Raw genomic sequence first — 15,208 nt, 5'->3', positions numbered from 1 at the left:
GAACAAGAGGATCTACCCATGATTGTACGAGAACCAATTGAGATTGCTTACCAGCACGACCAGGCCCGCCGAGAGCAGGCCGAAGACCAGATGGCAGAAACCTGGGGCTTCGATGCCCTGGCCCTGGAGGAAATGATCCGCCGCTGGGGTACCAAGCGAGTCATCACAGAACTAGCCACCATCCACGAGCGGGTACACCCCGACGGCTCAAAGGTTCTTTGGAGCCTACCCAGCAACGCCTACTTAACCGGAGGCTACGACAGCCCAGATCTCTGTAATTGCGACGAACTCTAACCCGCCGCCCTGGGCATGGCTTGAAACTGCCCCCCGTAACCAACCACACGGGCAATCCCCAGAACAAAAAGGAAAAATTCACCATGTCTGATGCACTCTCTCAAATTTTTGGCTGCAAGCCCGCTAATGCGATCTACCTGCCCGATGCCCCCTTTGCTGTTCGGTTTAACTGCCAAGCTGGCCAGTTGGCTATCAGCGAAACTGAGTTTTTGGGTACTGAAGCTGAAATTTCAGTGATCAAGGTATCCCGATACTTTGGCAGCTTGGGCCGCACCCGGAACGTTGCCTGGATGCAGTTGTTTTATGTGCCCGCCCCCGGTTGTCAAGCACTTCCCGCCAATACGGTTTGTGTGAGCTATATCAAAACCCGTTCCCTCAGCGCCCTACAGCAGACCGTGACCCGGCTGGTGGGAGAAGGGGTGAATCCGGCTGAAGGCATCTTTGGGGTGAGTTTCCAGCGCCACAGCAACGGCGATCGCAACTACGCCTCAGTCAAATTTGACTGGCGGGAGCGTAAGGGCAAGCCAGAGGTGGATCAGCTCAAGCAGATTGCTGACTTTGTGGAGTCTGCCCCCCAGTTGCTCGACCTGGACGGCACCCGCGAAATGATGTGTGTCGATGGCCTGCCATCCCTGCTGGTGCAGCAGATGGTAGACACCGCCAAGCTAGAGCCTGAACTAACGCCCCACGAAGTCTTACAGCGGCTACAAGCCCCTCAGTTGCCCTCTGCCTAAACCGAGCTAAGTCAACGCCCTGGCCCTGCCAGGGCACACCTATCAACCTTTACCTAAGAACTCATCATGTACGACATCCACACCACCACCAACGGCGACACCCTGCTGATCTGCTGCATGACCGATGACCATCTGCTGAACACCATTCGTTCCCTGGCCACCAAGATTCAGGCCGCTGTGGAAGTCTTGACCAGTCCCCAGCTCGACGACCCCTTGATTGCTGTGTTTCAGCCCAAGTTCAGCAAAGCGTCCATGCAGGATCGGGCCAAGGAGAACCTGGAGTTCATGCACGAACGGCTACAGCCCTATGTCATGGAAGCGGCATTGAGAGGCTTGGAGATTACGCCCCTGCTGCAAAGTACCTATGGCCGTAGCGCCAGCGTTCCAATGCGGTCATCCCGCCTACTTGAGGCCAATACAGACATAGAAATCGACTCCATCTTCCCCATTAAGTAGGCCCACCGCCCTGGCCCCGCCAGGGCACCCCACCTTTTACCCCAGAACAACCATGACCACACCACCCAACGAAGGGGGGCCGATCTGTCCTGCCTGTGGAGACATCGGCACCGCCCCTAACCCCGCCTGGGATCTGTTCCAGCAGTGGGCCAAAGAAGCTTTTGAGGTGGACGTTACCACCTGCCCTGCCGACCAGGCCCAGACGATCACCCGCCGCTTCGAGTCCACTTTTGGCCCCAAAGAAGAACCCTGCCCCACCTGCCAACCCCAACCCCAGAACACCCTATGAGCACCCCTGAATCTCTTACCAATGAAGACCGATTAATTGCCGCTGCCCGCGCTGTGATTCGAGCCAGTTGTATAGACAACTACGAGTTTGCATCTGCCTTAGCCGATCTCAAGACCGCCCTGCGGCCCTGGGCAGCAAGTGAGTACGACGATTATCTAGCCGAGGTGGAGCTCTGCCTGGAGCGCGACCTGACCAATGCCGAGGTGGCCCAGGTGGATACCTTCTATGCCGCTGGCCACACTACCCGCCAAGCTGCTGCTGCCCTGGCCTAGTTCCACGCCCCTGGAAACAGGGGCAACCCCACTACCGGAGAAACCACCATGACCCGCCGCAAACTACCCCTGACCGAACACACCCCGATCCGCGCCTCAATCAAGCTATTCCCCAAGGCGATCGCCCTCGAAGCCATGCGCGGCATTCAGGCAGGCCGGGAATGCTACACCGCCAAAGTTCGCATTGCCGATGCTGTGAACCTGTTTGTCTTTCAGGAAGACTCAGTAGAAGCCGGGAAGGAAGTACAGCGCCAGATCAACCACACCCGCGCCAAGAAGATCGCCCGCTATGTAGCCCAGCACCTCGAAAGCTACATCTTTGCCTCTGTCGTGGTGAGCGTGGGCGGCAGCATGGAATTTAGGCCCATCGGCCCCGATTCAGACCTGGGCACGCTCTACGTTGCCGAGGGAGCCAGCTTTACGATCAACGATGGCCAGCACCGGATGGAGGGGTTAAGAATCGCCCTACTAGATCCGGCGATCGCTGAGTACCTGGCCGATGAATCCGTAAGCGTTGACCTGCACTGTGACCTGGGCCTAGAAAGAGCCCGCCAGATGTTCACTGACCTCAACCTCAACCTGAGCAAGCCCAGCAAATCTACCTCCCACTACTTTGACCATCGGGATCGGGTGGCTGAGCTGACCCGTGCGATGGTGGCCGCTGTCCCCCAGTTCCGAGGTCTGGTGAACCACGAAAAGACCCAGCTCTCCCCGGCCTACAAAGGCCCGGAGCTATGGACGTTCAAAGCCCTCTATGACGCGATCGCCCTCACGGTAGGCAAGCAAGAGGCCATTGACCCTGACCAGGTGATCGACTTGTGGGCGGGCATTGCCGCCGTGATTCCTGAATGGCAACCCCAGGCGGTGCGGGGCACCAGCGGCAAGCTGCTGCGGCTGGACTACCTCTGCTTCAATGCCGTGGGCCTTGCGGCCCTAGGCAGGGTAGCTCACGACCTATTGCCCCTGGATGATGTAGCCCCAACCCTGGAGCGCCTGGGGTCTGTGAACTGGAATCGCTCTCATGCCCAGTGGCAACGAGTCTGCATCTTTGACGGCAGGATCCGCAAGAACGCCCAGACCATCGAAGAAACCGCCGCCATCATCCGTGAGCTGGTCGCCCCAGTCGTCATCCTTGAAGCCGCTTAGTTCCAAGCCCCTGGAAACAGGGGCAACCCCACCCTATCCCCAGAACACCCCATGACCTACTTCACCCTCCAAATTCAAATGGGCGATCGCCTGCGCCAGACCCCGATCACCCCAGAAGACATCGAAGACATTCTGAGCCTGTTGGGCCATCCCAAAGCCGAGGTCGCCGCCGCTCAGATCCAAGTCTCACAGTCTCACGCGACCGTCCACTGGACAGACCAGATTGCTGCTTAACCCATTGCCCACCCTGCGCTACAGTCAACACCATGTTTCAACCCTCCCAGTACCAGACCGATATTTTTGATTTTGTCGCCAGCGGCGCGGGTGATGCCGTTGTGGATGCCGTCCCCGGCAGCGGCAAGACGACTACCTGTGTCGAGGCATCGAAGCGTCTGGAGTCCCGTAACGCCCTGTTCTGCGCGTTCAATAAACACATCGCCACCGAGCTAAAGACCCGCTTGCAGGGAATGAGAGCACAGACTATTCATTCCCTGGGCCTATCGGCCCTCAGCCGCCTGGGCCGCCCGGAGCTGGATGAAAAGAAATACAGCAAACTGATCCGTCAGTACGTTATTGACCAGAACGTGACCGAGCCAGAAGCGCTGAGAAACGCCAGCGATCGCATACGAGGACTGCTGCGCCTCACCCAGTTGACGTTGACCAACCCCGAGGATGAACCAGCCCTAAAAGCCCTCGCTGACCGATTTGACCTCGACCGCAAAGACTGGGAGTTTACCTGGAAAGCGATCGCACCCATCCTGCAAGACGGCACTGACCTGGCCCGGCAGGTGATCGACTACAACGATATGGTTTGGCTACCCCACGCCCTGGGGCTGGAGCCAAGGAAAGCCGATTGGGTATTTGTGGACGAGGCCCAGGACTTAAACCAAGCCCAGCTAGAGCTAGTGCTGAAGGCCCGTGCCAGGGGTGGGCGTATGCTGTTCGTTGGAGATCGGCGGCAGGCGATTTATGGCTTCACAGGCGCAGACACCCAGAGCATTGCCAACATTACCGATCGCACCCAGGCCAGCGTGTTGCCCCTGTCCATCTGCTATCGCTGCCCCACTTCTCACATCGAACTGGCCAATGCTGTCTATCCCGGCATTGAGCCTCGCCCTGGAGCGCCCATCGGCACCGTGAGAGAGATTGAGGACACCGACATTATCAAGAACGTCTACGATGGCGACCTGATTCTATGCCGGACGAATGCACCCCTAGTGACGGTGTGCTTTGAGCTGATTCGAGCTGGTATCCCGGCCCGGATCCGGGGAACGGACATTGGCAAGAACCTGGTGGCCATCCTCCACCAGCTTGAAGAAGCCCAAGGGTTTCATTTCAACCGCCTGGATGTCTATCTACACAAGTACTTAGACGAACAGCGTCAGCTCCGGCAGGGGCAGGACAGGGACGAGGTTGAAATGGTGATGACCAACTTCAAAGACCGAGTAGATACGATCCTGGCCATTCAGGCGGCGACCGTACCCCGGAATATGGCTGAGCTAGTGCGGGCGATCACTGATTTGTTCAGCGACCAGAGGGCGAAGGTGTGGCTCTCCAGCATCCATAAGGCCAAGGGGCTAGAGGCGCGCCGAGTGGTGTTGCTCCATCCCCACCTACTGCCCCACCCCAATGCTAAGAAGCCTTGGGAGAAAGAGCAGGAGATGAACCTGAAATACGTGTGGCTGACCCGAGCAACCGAATGTTTAACCTTTGCCTACGGCGATGAGGATGAGGCATGATAACCGTGGCGTTGAAGGCATGGATGAACCTGATGGACATTAGAGAGGCTATGGCCCAGCGAATGCAGCAGCTAGGCTATACCCAGTACAAGGTGACTCAGGAAATTTGCAAACTCCGGGCAGAGGGGGATGAGATCCCCCCAGTGACTCGGTATAACTCCGCCGTGGGCAATACCCTTAAAGAACCGCAGAAGGCCAGCTTTCAGGCGATTGAAGAGTTAGTCAAAGCTATGGGCGGCGAGATCATCATCCGTTGGCATGAGGACGTGAAGCTGGACTAAAAGTCAAACGTAAAAAGAACGCTAAGCCCCATCCTTGGACTTTGGGGGCAACTGCTCTGCCTCCGTATCATTTGGAGCTATCAGGGAAAGCATGTACTCACGCGCATCCTGAGGCATAGCAAACAGAATTTTCTCAAGAGTCTCTATGCGGATATTCTGATCCCCTCGGAACTTGCTGATCTGAGAAGGTTTCAATCCGCTGTTTTTGGACAAATCCACCCCTTTAAGGTCGAATCTGTGCATTGTTTCTTTGAATGCTTCGTAGAACCTCACAAACTCTCACTGAGCTGAAGTATTAGCCTGATCATTTGCACCCACTTATTCTCTTTTATCACCAGAACACCCCCTGAGGGAGGATTTGTTAGGAAACGGCTTCTTTACAGCAAGGGAAATTAGCCTATAAGGAAATTTGTTTCCCTATAAGGAAATAAATTGTGTTACTGTGACATTCAATCGCGTTCTGAGCTGTTGTGATGTTCCTTTCAGATGGGTTGATGCTAACGGTTGAAGACATTCGCTATCTTCGGCCCACTCAGCTTGCTGCTCTCACCAATATTCCAGCAAGGTACTTTTCTGCTTGGAGTTCCACCCGAAGCATGTCCGAGGCCAGCATTAAAACCGTTTCCGATGCTCTTGGGATTGACCGGGAAGAAGTGCTTAAGGCTTTTGATCTTAGGCGTAAGGATTGGAACTCAGTCAAAGCTGCTGAGGCTAAGGCATCGAAGTTAATTTCCCATTTGAAGTTGCAGAAGGAGCCAGCTTGACACTTTCACGGCTTCTACAAACAACGGCTCTACGCTATGAGGCCGCTGCTGCTGAGGTACTGAAGCGCTGGTCGCCTGAGTGTGGTTGCGTCCGACCTGGAACTCGTTCCCAATGCGAAGCCTGTCCCTGTCTGACCGTATTTGAACGTTTGGTGAAGGAGCAGATCGCGCAAATGCCATCAGATTCTCCTGCATCTATTCCAAGCTCGTGTTCCCATGGCGTTTCCCAACCACAGTTATAACTTTCAGGACAGTGTTTACGTCCCTAACCAAGGCAAAGGCGGCTTCATTCAAAGCATTCGGCATGAGCCAGCCCGTGATCAATGGCTTTACCAACTGACCACCACAGGCGATCGTTGGTGGTCTGAGGATGAACTCTCCGACGCCTGCCCCCGCTGCTTAGCCATCCAACAACCTGACGACAATCAATGCTCTGCCTGCGGTTTTCGCTGGTTAGGGGACAAGATTGCCTAAAAAATGCCCCAGCCTGTGGATCCAGTGCTGGGGTTCTAAAAAATCTACCAATATCATGACAGATTCTCAGCACCCCCGACCATCAGAGCGGCAAAATTCCCTTCACTACCGCCTCACCAATGAGGAATGGGTTCAGGCTGTCCGAACCCTCAAACCTGCTGAGAAGGACGTTCTCTACTACCTGCGAACGCTCGACCCCTTTGGCGACCGCTACCTGGAATTTGGGGTGAGAGAGATCGCCCGCATTCTTAACTATGACCCCGGTACGGTTAGCCGTGCTCTAAAGTCGCTGGATGCTCAAAAACATATCAATCTCGACTTGCTCAGGGTGGGCGTTCGGATCAGAAGTCGGCGGTTAGAGAAACGTCACCTGGAAGCTGTCCCCGAAGGTAACGAAAGTCCTCCATATAGCGCCGCTGGAGTGGATCCACAGAAAGATTCTTGGGAGAAATTGGATCCTAAAGAGGGGTGTTGTTCTGACGCAACACTGTTGTCTCCACGCAACACCCATGATCCTGAGACAACACTCATGATCCTGAGACAACACTTGTTGTCTGTAGACAACACTTGGCCTCTGAAACCCTTGCAGGACAAGGGCTCTAGATCCCCTCATACTAATCAAACTATTCATACTCTTTTAAACAAGAGAAAGAGAGAGAGAAGCGAAAAGTTTTCCACAGGCAGAACCGAAACCGACCAGGCCGAACCACCACCCCAGGATCCCTATCTTCAGCCTAACGCTCTAACAGATTCACTTGTTGAGCCAGAGCCACCGGACAGGACTGAAGGTTCCGCCGAGGCCGACGACGATTTTTTTGATTGGGTGCTGACCCAAAAGGTTCCACGACTTCCGACTAAGCCAGCCTCCCCTAGAAGCGCTGCAAGGGGCTGGATTGAAAAACATGGAGTACAGCTGTACGCAGAGTATCAGGCATGGCTTGCTGCGCCTCAGAGAAGTCCTACAGCCTACACCGGGCCACCCGCCCTACCCCCTCCCGAAGAAGTCACCCCGGCAGACCGCCTCACACGATACCAGCAGCTCTGGGCAAACCCGATCTGTCGTGACGGTATCCGCAAGACCATCGACGACAACCCCGATTGGAATCTCACTATCGGCCCTGGTGGGCCACAGGAGAAAGGTAATGCCGATGATTAAAGGCCGCTATCCCGCCAACTGGAAGGCGATCGCCTATGGGGTGAAGGAGAAAGCCGACTGGTGCTGTCAGCAATGCGGTCGCCAGTGCCAGCGACCCGATGAAACCAAGGCCCAGCTGCGATCGCGCATTGGGAAGGCCAAGCCCCGGCAGTACTTGCTGACGGTCGCTCACCTCGACCAAACCCCGGCAAATTGTGACGACAACAACTTGAAGGCTCTCTGTACGGTCTGCCACCTGCGCTATGACCGCCAGTTTCGCGCGCGGCAGCGGGCCTTACTGCGCGAATGGTTTGGACAACTCAGCATCTTGGAGGTAACGCTATGAAACCCCTGATTGGGTACCAACTTCCCCTGCTGCCAGGAGTCGCCCCCTACCTGGTCAGCAACCCCGCCGCCTGCGCCATCTGCACTCAGCAGCGGGTATCAAAGGGGCTGACGGGTTCTTGCCCAGTCTGTACCTGGCGTGAGGCCGTACTATCCCCAGAACAACCTAGCTCTGGACTCTACAGCCTGGAGCCTCCGCCCTCAATCATCATCGTCACCGAGCGGTCGCCCGAGTTCGATCAGCGGCCTCTATCCCCAGAACAAGCCTTTGCCATTGGCGACGAGGTGAAAATTCTATCTGTGCAGCTCCACCAGCCGAAGCGTTGGATCGGGCAGCGGGGAGTAGTCAACAAGCTGAGCCGCAATCGGGTTTGGGTGAAGCTACGCGGGCAGAGCGGTGCCAGGCCGGTCGAGGTGCCCTTGCCGGTGGACTGCTTAGAGAAAATACCAACCATCCGAAGAAATCAGCAGCGCCGTTACAGCCCCAAAGGGAAGGCATCGGGCTGGCTAGAAGAACGTCAGGGCAATAAAAAGCGGAAGACACCTAGCGTTTCCTACTACTACGGATGGCTGGACGGGGACACCTGCCGCAAGCGCTATGTGCCAGCGGGGAAGCTTTACCGAGTCCACGACATGATCACCCAGCGCAAACCTGTCAGCGAGATTCTGGCCTATCTGGGGGTGCAGCAGGAGGCCCAGAACCATGATTAAAGCCATCGACCTTCAGACCGAAGTAAAGCTTGACCTGGCCCAGGCAGGGGAGAACAACTGGGTCGATTGGCTAGCTGACCAGGGCTATCTGATCTACGACCGCATCTCTCTAGGCCACGTCTCTTTAGAGCTGTACCTGCGTGACGAGGAGGGGATCTACGCCCTCTACCATCCGCCCCTGCTGGGCCTCAGTGTGGAGTGTTTGTTCTTCAACATTCCTAATGAGGCAGCGGCCCAGGATCTGATCTCATTGGCGACAAAAATGCTTTTTATTATTGCTCATTCGACTGCATAGAAAGCAAGCCAAAAACAAATTTTTGATCACTAATCCTTGTCGACAAATTCAGTTTTGAACAAAGAGAAATCGAGTGATGATTGACTCTGGCAATAATGGACAGTCTCAACAATCTAACGCGGCAATTAATGAAAGGCTAATTCCTGAAAGTGAGTTAAAAAATGCCGTCCGAGAGGTGCTAGCAGAAATGTTAGGCTTTCAGCAAGAGACACAGACCCAAGGAAATCGGCAGTGGTATGACACCGATCCAGCCTATCAGTTGCTTGATTTAGATAATGCTGAGCAGCTAAGAGATGCAGTACGTTCAGGGCTCTTGAGAGTAGGTCATGAAGTTAGGGATAGGCGTAAGCCCAGTGCTCGTCTGCCACGTTATCAGTTTCATATTGATAAGTGCATTCAGCGTTTGGCAGAGAGGCCAGAGAAACGATGGAAAAAATAAGACGCTACAAAAGCAAAAGACTATGGAGCTATAGGCCGATCCTTATCCTGGATTCGAGATTGAAAGACCTCAGCATGTTGCTTTTCAGAAATCCATCGGTTATACCGATTCCAGTGAACTGTGGGAGAATGACCCATAAATGCAGCAGCTGTAGGCACAGGAAAGTTAAATACAATAGATGCTCGAATTGCATAAGCATGGCGTAAGTCATAGGCAGGAAAAGGAATCTCATAGCGCTGAAATTGCCTGGTTGTCCTATTCCCGTATTCTTTGTAAGTTTTGCCAGTAATATCAGGGCAGTTTACTTTCCATAGCTCCCACTTCTCTACCCATTCTGGATAGAGGGGATAAACTTTTCTTCCTTTAGTCTTGCCTTCAGTAACTTGGATGACACGGTCTGAAGAGTCATTTAGGAATTTACAAAAGAAAGCCTCATGAGGTCGCAGACCATAGGCAGCAAGCATTCCATAGACCCATCGCCAGGCTAGATTAGGGACTTTTTCCCGCCATTCAGAAATCACTTCATCGGTTGGTAAATCTCTTGGTTGCACTTTGGATGATGAATAGCTGCCGGAATAACGATTGAGATCTACATCTACCCCAGCAAAATCGGCTAACTTTTGGAGCTTCTCACAGGTTTGCTTTCGGTTCCGTGTCTCTTTCTCAGTCTTATGAACCACTGAAAGCAAAGTGCTTTCCTTAAGGGGTTCATCCAAGGGCAGCCGCTTATAGACGCACCACCAGTGAAAATGCCACGTTGTTTCCTTCAAGCTATGAGTTCTCATGTACTCCGTCTTGAATCGCTCTACCCACTGGCGAGTGGTCAAGGTCTCCGCAGTTTGGACTACATCAGGGCGATAGGTACCCCAGTCAAATTCTTTACATGCAATCAGCGCACCTAACTTACTCGCTTCAGCTTCAGCCCTTTCCAGCCCAGCTGGGTTGGCGTAGATTTGCAGGGACACATCTTGCTGGTGGGGGCGATCCTTGCTGGAGGATGGCTTGGGCGGCAGGGTAGCCCGCAGATATAGACGATTTCCCTTTTGCCTGACTGTTACACCAATACTTGCAGACTTCAGGCGCTCGTTAATCGCCTCTAGTGTTAATTTGCCTCGTGCCACTTCCCTATAGCTTCCCTAAATCTTCCCTGCTTTCTAGGGAAGATTCTGACATATCTAGGGATACTCTGACATATTGTGAATGTTGAAAGTCCCATCCAGGCGGGACTTTGGGGTACGGGGCTGGCGGGATTCGAACCCACGACCTGCCGCTTAGGAGGCGGCCGCTCTATCCTGCTGAGCTACAGCCCCAGGGGGGAGCTAAAAGGCAAAAGGATGAAGGCGAAAAGATAATAAGGGACCTACCAGTTTTCTGGACTGTCCCGATATCTGCCTTGTCTGCTGCACATATAGCTGAAGCCATTTTACACCCTGGCCTGAAGGTGGGGCTTCAAGTGCGGGTAAAGATGGCGCGGTGCACGGGTAGGCCCTGCTCTAGGGTGACGCGCTCGCGATCGGTTTGGGCGGGGAAGGGGCTTTCGGGTAGCCAGAGGTCGCCCTGGCGAAGGAAGTGGGGTTTTTCGGCGATGCGATCGCACATATCCACCGCCACTTCTTCTACATCCGACTGCACCACCAGCCGCCCGCCAGAGGGCAAAAACGCCGCTAGGGTACTGACCAGTTCGGGTTGCAGCACTCGCCGCTTTTGGTGCCGCTTTTTGAACCACGGATCGGGGAACTGGATAGAAACCTGCTGGAGGGGGTTTTGATCGCCCCAGCTCTCTAGCAGGGCGCGCAGGGAGATATTGACGTTGCAGTACATGAAATGTAGGTTGGTCAGCCCCATCTCTTGCTGGCGTTTTTGGGCCGACTCGACCACGGGCTTGCGAATTTCGAGGCCGAGAAAATTCCACTCGGGCGCTAGCTGGGCCATTTGCAGCAAAAACACGCCCTTGCCGCAGCCGATGTCGATGTGCAGAGGCTGCTGGGGGTTGGTGTAGACAGTCTCCCAGACGGGGTTATCGACCGGGGCCTGGTATTTTCCGCTCAGGGGGTTGACATGCTGACGCACTCGAACAACTGCCACAGCGTTGACCTCCTTAAACCACAGCTTCCTATGATGCCACTTTCAGATAACCGTTCAAACGTTTGAGCGTTTGAACATTCCCGAATCGGGCAGCTAGCGGCTAGGCTGGTATGGACATGCATAAAAATCAGCGTTTTATTTCCATGGGACAGCGTTTTCGCTTCGCGATCGTCAGCGACCCTCACATTGCTCAACCTGAGACGATCTACAACGGCCCCCATCGCTTTCACTTAGTGGAAGTCAGCATTCCGGGTATTGAACAAATTTTTGATCATTTAGAAACGCTGGATTTAGATTTTTTGCTGCTGCCTGGCGACCTGACCCAGCATGGTGAATGGGTAAACCACCAGTGGCTGATTGAGCGCCTCAGGCGGCTGCCCTTTCCGGCCTATGTGGTGCCGGGAAACCACGACGTGATTGCCCGCGATGCGACGGATCGCGCCATTGGCCTGGCCGACTTTCCGCGTCTGTACCAAGACTTTGGCTACAGCGACGGCAAAACCCTCCACTATCAGCACGAAATTCTCCCCGGCGTGCGGCTGGTGGCGCTCAACTCCAACGCCTTTGAGCCCAATGGGGAACAGGTGCGGGTGGGCTATGTGGACGAGGCCCAGCTCGACTGGCTGGAGGCTACCCTGGCAGAGTTTTCTGATGACCTGATTCTCGTCATGCTGCACCACAATGTGCTGGAGCACCTGCCGGGGCAGTCGCAAAGCCCCCTGGGCCAGCGCTACATGGTGAGCAATGCCGAGGCGATTATTCAACGATTAGAGGCGGCGGGGGTGCGGCTGATGTTTACCGGCCATCTGCATGTGCAGGATGTGGCCCGGCGGGGCGATCTGTGTGAGGTGCTGACTGGGTCACTGGTGAGCTATCCCCACCCCTACCGAATTGTGGAGATCGAGCACGGGGATGGGGATTTGTGTATGGCGGTGCGATCGCGTCGTCTCACCGCCGTGCATCCCTGGGATGACTTGCAGGCCATGTCGCACCAGTGGATGTGCGATCGCGCCAGCGGGTTTATGGCCAAGTTTCTCACTAGCCCCCCTGTGGGCATGGCCCAGGCCGAGGCGGAGGCGATCGCGCCCCAGCTGCGACACTTTTGGGCGGCGATCGCCGACGGCGACACTCAGATCGACTTTTCGCACCTGCCTGAGGATGTGCAGCGGCGCTTGGCCTGCTACAACGCAATAGACAGCGACGGCAACCCCCAGACAATCGACAACACCGCCACGTTGGTGTGGCCCAGCCGGGTCTAAAAAGAGAGACCCACTATCTCATTGCCCAGCCTAAAAGCCCCCTAGGAAAGAACTCGCGGCTTACCCATGGCTAAAAACATCCTAGGCAACCCGATCGCGGCCCAACCGCATGCCTTTCTACCCAGCTTTCTGAAGCTGGCTGCGGCCAATATTATCTCCAACCTGATGGTGCCCCTGGCGGCCCTGGTAGATACCGCTTTTCTCGGCCACCTAGATGACATTCGCCACCTGGGTGGGGTGGCCCTGGCAGCGGTAATTTTTAACGTGGTCTACTGGAGCTTTGGCTTTTTGCGCATGGGCACCACGGGCACCACCGCCCAGGCGCGGGGGCGGGGAGATGGGGCAGATCTATGGCTGATCTTGCTGCGCAACGGGGCGATCGCCCTCACCTTTGGCTTCGCTATCCTATTGCTCCAGGGGCCAATTCGCGACCTTGGCTTTGGCCTGCTCAGCGGCGAACCGGAGGTGCGATCGGCGGGCATTGAGTTTTACAACGCCCGCATTTGGGATGCTCCGGCGGTGCTGCTCAACCTGGTGCTAATGGGCTGGTTTTTGGGCCGCGAAAAAGGTCGCCGGGTGATTGCCCTGTCGATGGTGGGCAACGGCAGCAACGTGGTGTTTAACTACATTTTCATCAATCAGCTGGGGTTGGCCAGCGCCGGAGCGGGTTTGGGCACGGCCCTGAGCCAATATTTGACCCTGATTGTCGGGTTAGGACTGTTGCTGCGAGAAGGCGGCTGGCAAAATCTGCGGGCGGTGCTGCCCCAGGGGTGGCACCCTCAGGCGATCAAAGGCTTGTTTTTGCTGAATCGCGACATTTTGGTGCGCACCTTTGCCCTGGTGCTGAGCTTTGCCCTGTTTACCAGCTTCAGCGCCGCCCTGGGTACCCAGACTCTGGCGGCCAATACCCTGCTGCTACAAGTGGTGACCCTGTCGGCCTACTTTATCGACGGCATTGCCTTTGCCACCGAGAGCTTTGCAGGGCGTTACTACGGCAGTGGTGACAGCAGCCATCTACGCCGTCTGCTCACCCTGGGAGGATGCACCAGCATCGCCCTGGGGCTCTCCTTTGCGCTGGCCTTTGTGCTGTTCCCGCAGCCGCTGTTTGGCCTGCTGACGACGCATCAAGAGGTGATGGCGACGGTGCAGATCTACGTGGGCTGGCTGGTGCCGGTGCTGGGGTTGGGGGCGATCGCCTACATGCTCGACGGCTACTTTTTGGGCCTCACCGCTGGCCGAGTGCTGCGCAACGCCACGGTGCTGGCGGCGGGGGTGGGGTTTTTGCCCCTGGCTTTGGTAGCGCGATCGCTCGGCAGCGCCCACTTACTATGGTTGGCCCTAGTCGGGCTGATGGCGGCCCGAGCGCTCACCCTGGTCTTGGCGGTGCCGAGCAGCTATGACTTTAAGTCATGAAGGTTTGAATCATGGGCGGAGCGAGACTCGAACTCGCACAACCGAAGTCGCCACATTTTGAGTGTGGTGCGTCTACCAATTCCGCCATCCGCCCTTGGATGTGTTGTCATTATACTCAACTGTCGGGCGTTTAACTAGCTGATAGTAGTCATTTGTGGTGGCCCAGCGGTCAATTTCGCGGGCGCGCAGTACTGGCACTGGGTGGGTCAGCCCCTGGGTGCGCATTTGCCGGAGTGCTTCGCCCAGGGCGTCGGTGCTAATGGCATCGTAGGCGCGGGCCTGGTCGATAAAGGCATCGACGTTGAGTTGGTCAACCAGAGAGGGCGACCCGCCGCAGAGTTTCATCATCAGGGAGGCGACAATGCGGGGCTCTTGGGCCACCAGCAGAGCGGCGCGATCGCAGGTAAACTCGGCACAGCGTACCCACTCCATCAGCTGATTTTGCAGATTTTGGGCTAGCACCTCCCCAAAGGGCAACCCATTGGCTGCCAGGGTCAGCAAGTTGGCCAGGGTGAGATAGACGCTGTGCTCACATTTCAAATGCCCCAGCTCGTGGGCAATCACCGCCTGGGTTTCGGCGGGGGTCAGCAACTCTATCAGGGCCGTGTGGATGACGATGAAGGGCTGCTCGCCGCGCATGGCAAAGGTGTAGGCATTGGGCACCGGGTTTTGGCGCACGTAGAGCTGCGGCACATCGAGGTCTAAAATGCGGCAGGCCTCGACGAGGGACTGGTACAGGTCGGGCAGCTGGCGATCGCTTACCTGCAAGCTCGACGCCAAATGATCGAGGTGAAAGAATCGCTCCGCCAATGGAGCCAAGGCTAAACGCACCATGGCATCGAGCCCCGGCAGTTGCTTTAGCGCTCGGGTAGCCTCTAGGTCAAGGGGATGCCGAAACTGATCGGCCCGCAGGCCAACTAAGAGGGTTTTACCGGTCATGCTCAAAACCAAAGGGGCTATCAGTGTCTTTTATCCTAGCTTCAGTAGATCACAAAGGATTGAGGCAGGGGCTGAATTTGTAGGAAAGGGGTAGGGTCAGGCTAGAAGATCTTGGACGAAAAGCCATGACAACCTGCC

Annotated in this window: 21 protein-coding genes and 2 tRNA genes; 18 read left to right on the top strand and 5 right to left on the bottom strand. The window is 55.8% G+C overall.

Going from position 1 to position 15,208, the window contains the following annotated elements:
- The first annotated feature begins 18 nt into the window (after positions 1-18).
- From AC0QKW_RS16005 to AC0QKW_RS15930, 16 genes are all read left to right on the top strand, one after another.
- Positions 19-294 (top strand): hypothetical protein, encoded by a 276-nt coding sequence (locus AC0QKW_RS16005; RefSeq protein ID WP_473152082.1) that lies wholly within the window; start codon positions 19-21, stop codon positions 292-294.
- 83 nt (positions 295-377) lie between these two features.
- Positions 378-1,028 (top strand): hypothetical protein, encoded by a 651-nt coding sequence (locus AC0QKW_RS16000; protein ID WP_473152081.1) that lies wholly within the window; start codon positions 378-380, stop codon positions 1,026-1,028.
- Between the two features lie 66 nt (positions 1,029-1,094).
- Complete coding sequence (locus AC0QKW_RS15995; protein WP_473152080.1) at positions 1,095-1,484, top strand: hypothetical protein; 390 nt, start codon at positions 1,095-1,097, stop codon at positions 1,482-1,484.
- A 52-nt stretch (positions 1,485-1,536) separates the two neighbouring features.
- The gene (locus AC0QKW_RS15990) at positions 1,537-1,773 is read left to right on the top strand and encodes a hypothetical protein (RefSeq protein ID WP_473152079.1); all 237 of its coding nucleotides are present in this window, start codon (positions 1,537-1,539) and stop codon (positions 1,771-1,773) included.
- On the top strand, positions 1,770-2,045 hold the full coding sequence (locus tag AC0QKW_RS15985; RefSeq protein ID WP_473152078.1) for a hypothetical protein: 276 nt from the start codon (positions 1,770-1,772) through the stop codon (positions 2,043-2,045). Before AC0QKW_RS15990 ends, AC0QKW_RS15985 begins: the two co-directional genes overlap by 4 nt.
- A gap of 48 nt (positions 2,046-2,093) precedes the next feature.
- Positions 2,094-3,191, top strand: a complete 1,098-nt coding sequence (locus AC0QKW_RS15980; RefSeq protein WP_473152077.1) for a DNA sulfur modification protein DndB — start codon at positions 2,094-2,096, stop codon at positions 3,189-3,191.
- Between the two features lie 51 nt (positions 3,192-3,242).
- A complete protein-coding gene (locus AC0QKW_RS15975) occupies positions 3,243-3,425 on the top strand; it encodes a hypothetical protein (protein ID WP_473152076.1) in 183 nt (60 codons plus the stop codon).
- Between the two features lie 32 nt (positions 3,426-3,457).
- Entirely contained in the window at positions 3,458-4,930 is a 1,473-nt protein-coding gene (locus AC0QKW_RS15970) for a UvrD-helicase domain-containing protein (protein ID WP_473152075.1), read from the top strand.
- Positions 4,931-4,935: 5 nt separating this feature from the next.
- Positions 4,936-5,211, top strand: a complete 276-nt coding sequence (locus AC0QKW_RS15965; RefSeq protein ID WP_473152074.1) for a hypothetical protein — start codon at positions 4,936-4,938, stop codon at positions 5,209-5,211.
- Positions 5,212-5,681: 470 nt separating this feature from the next.
- The gene (locus tag AC0QKW_RS15960; protein WP_473152073.1) at positions 5,682-5,975 is read left to right on the top strand and encodes an HAD family hydrolase; all 294 of its coding nucleotides are present in this window, start codon (positions 5,682-5,684) and stop codon (positions 5,973-5,975) included.
- A 216-nt stretch (positions 5,976-6,191) separates the two neighbouring features.
- A complete protein-coding gene (locus AC0QKW_RS15955; RefSeq protein ID WP_473152072.1) occupies positions 6,192-6,449 on the top strand; it encodes a hypothetical protein in 258 nt (85 codons plus the stop codon).
- A gap of 55 nt (positions 6,450-6,504) precedes the next feature.
- Positions 6,505-7,605, top strand: a complete 1,101-nt coding sequence (locus tag AC0QKW_RS15950; protein ID WP_473152071.1) for a hypothetical protein — start codon at positions 6,505-6,507, stop codon at positions 7,603-7,605.
- Positions 7,592-7,930: an HNH endonuclease gene (locus AC0QKW_RS15945; protein ID WP_473152070.1), complete on the top strand. Its 339-nt coding sequence runs from the start codon at positions 7,592-7,594 to the stop codon at positions 7,928-7,930. The genes AC0QKW_RS15950 and AC0QKW_RS15945 overlap by 14 nt, the downstream gene beginning before the upstream one ends.
- Positions 7,927-8,640 (top strand): hypothetical protein, encoded by a 714-nt coding sequence (locus AC0QKW_RS15940; protein ID WP_473152069.1) that lies wholly within the window; start codon positions 7,927-7,929, stop codon positions 8,638-8,640. Before AC0QKW_RS15945 ends, AC0QKW_RS15940 begins: the two co-directional genes overlap by 4 nt.
- Positions 8,633-8,935, top strand: coding sequence for a hypothetical protein (locus tag AC0QKW_RS15935; RefSeq protein ID WP_473152068.1), 303 nt, complete (start codon positions 8,633-8,635; stop codon positions 8,933-8,935). Before AC0QKW_RS15940 ends, AC0QKW_RS15935 begins: the two co-directional genes overlap by 8 nt.
- Positions 8,936-9,011: 76 nt before the next feature.
- Positions 9,012-9,374: a hypothetical protein gene (locus AC0QKW_RS15930; RefSeq protein WP_473152067.1), complete on the top strand. Its 363-nt coding sequence runs from the start codon at positions 9,012-9,014 to the stop codon at positions 9,372-9,374.
- Positions 9,375-9,394: 20 nt separating this feature from the next.
- On the opposite strand, the gene AC0QKW_RS15925 is transcribed toward AC0QKW_RS15930, so the two are convergent.
- From AC0QKW_RS15925 to trmB, 3 genes are all read right to left on the bottom strand, one after another.
- Positions 9,395-10,495: a site-specific integrase gene (locus AC0QKW_RS15925; protein WP_473152066.1), complete on the bottom strand. Its 1,101-nt coding sequence runs from the start codon at positions 10,493-10,495 to the stop codon at positions 9,395-9,397.
- 115 nt (positions 10,496-10,610) lie between these two features.
- Positions 10,611-10,684 (bottom strand) — tRNA-Arg (locus AC0QKW_RS15920).
- A 139-nt stretch (positions 10,685-10,823) separates the two neighbouring features.
- Positions 10,824-11,459 carry a tRNA (guanosine(46)-N7)-methyltransferase TrmB gene (trmB, locus tag AC0QKW_RS15915; RefSeq protein WP_473152065.1) on the bottom strand — a complete coding sequence of 212 codons (636 nt, stop codon included), beginning with the start codon at positions 11,457-11,459 and terminating at the stop codon, positions 10,824-10,826.
- Positions 11,460-11,602: 143 nt separating this feature from the next.
- Here trmB and AC0QKW_RS15910 point away from each other — a divergent pair, with 143 nt between their 5' ends.
- Positions 11,603-12,718, top strand: a complete 1,116-nt coding sequence (locus tag AC0QKW_RS15910; protein ID WP_473152064.1) for a metallophosphoesterase family protein — start codon at positions 11,603-11,605, stop codon at positions 12,716-12,718.
- Positions 12,719-12,784: 66 nt separating this feature from the next.
- Entirely contained in the window at positions 12,785-14,131 is a 1,347-nt protein-coding gene (gene gntT / locus AC0QKW_RS15905) for a guanitoxin biosynthesis MATE family efflux transporter GntT (protein WP_473152063.1), read from the top strand.
- A 12-nt stretch (positions 14,132-14,143) separates the two neighbouring features.
- Here the strand turns inward: gntT and AC0QKW_RS15900 are convergent.
- Positions 14,144-14,225, bottom strand: a tRNA-Leu gene (locus AC0QKW_RS15900).
- Positions 14,204-15,070: a M48 family metallopeptidase gene (locus tag AC0QKW_RS15895; RefSeq protein WP_473152062.1), complete on the bottom strand. Its 867-nt coding sequence runs from the start codon at positions 15,068-15,070 to the stop codon at positions 14,204-14,206. Before AC0QKW_RS15895 ends, AC0QKW_RS15900 begins: the two co-directional genes overlap by 22 nt.
- Positions 15,071-15,208: the final 138 nt, after the last annotated feature.

This window comes from Pseudanabaena sp. PCC 9330 (assembly GCF_055795045.1).
The sequence above is the reverse complement of the archived record's forward strand: the minus strand, read 5'-3'. Positions and strand labels throughout refer to the sequence as shown.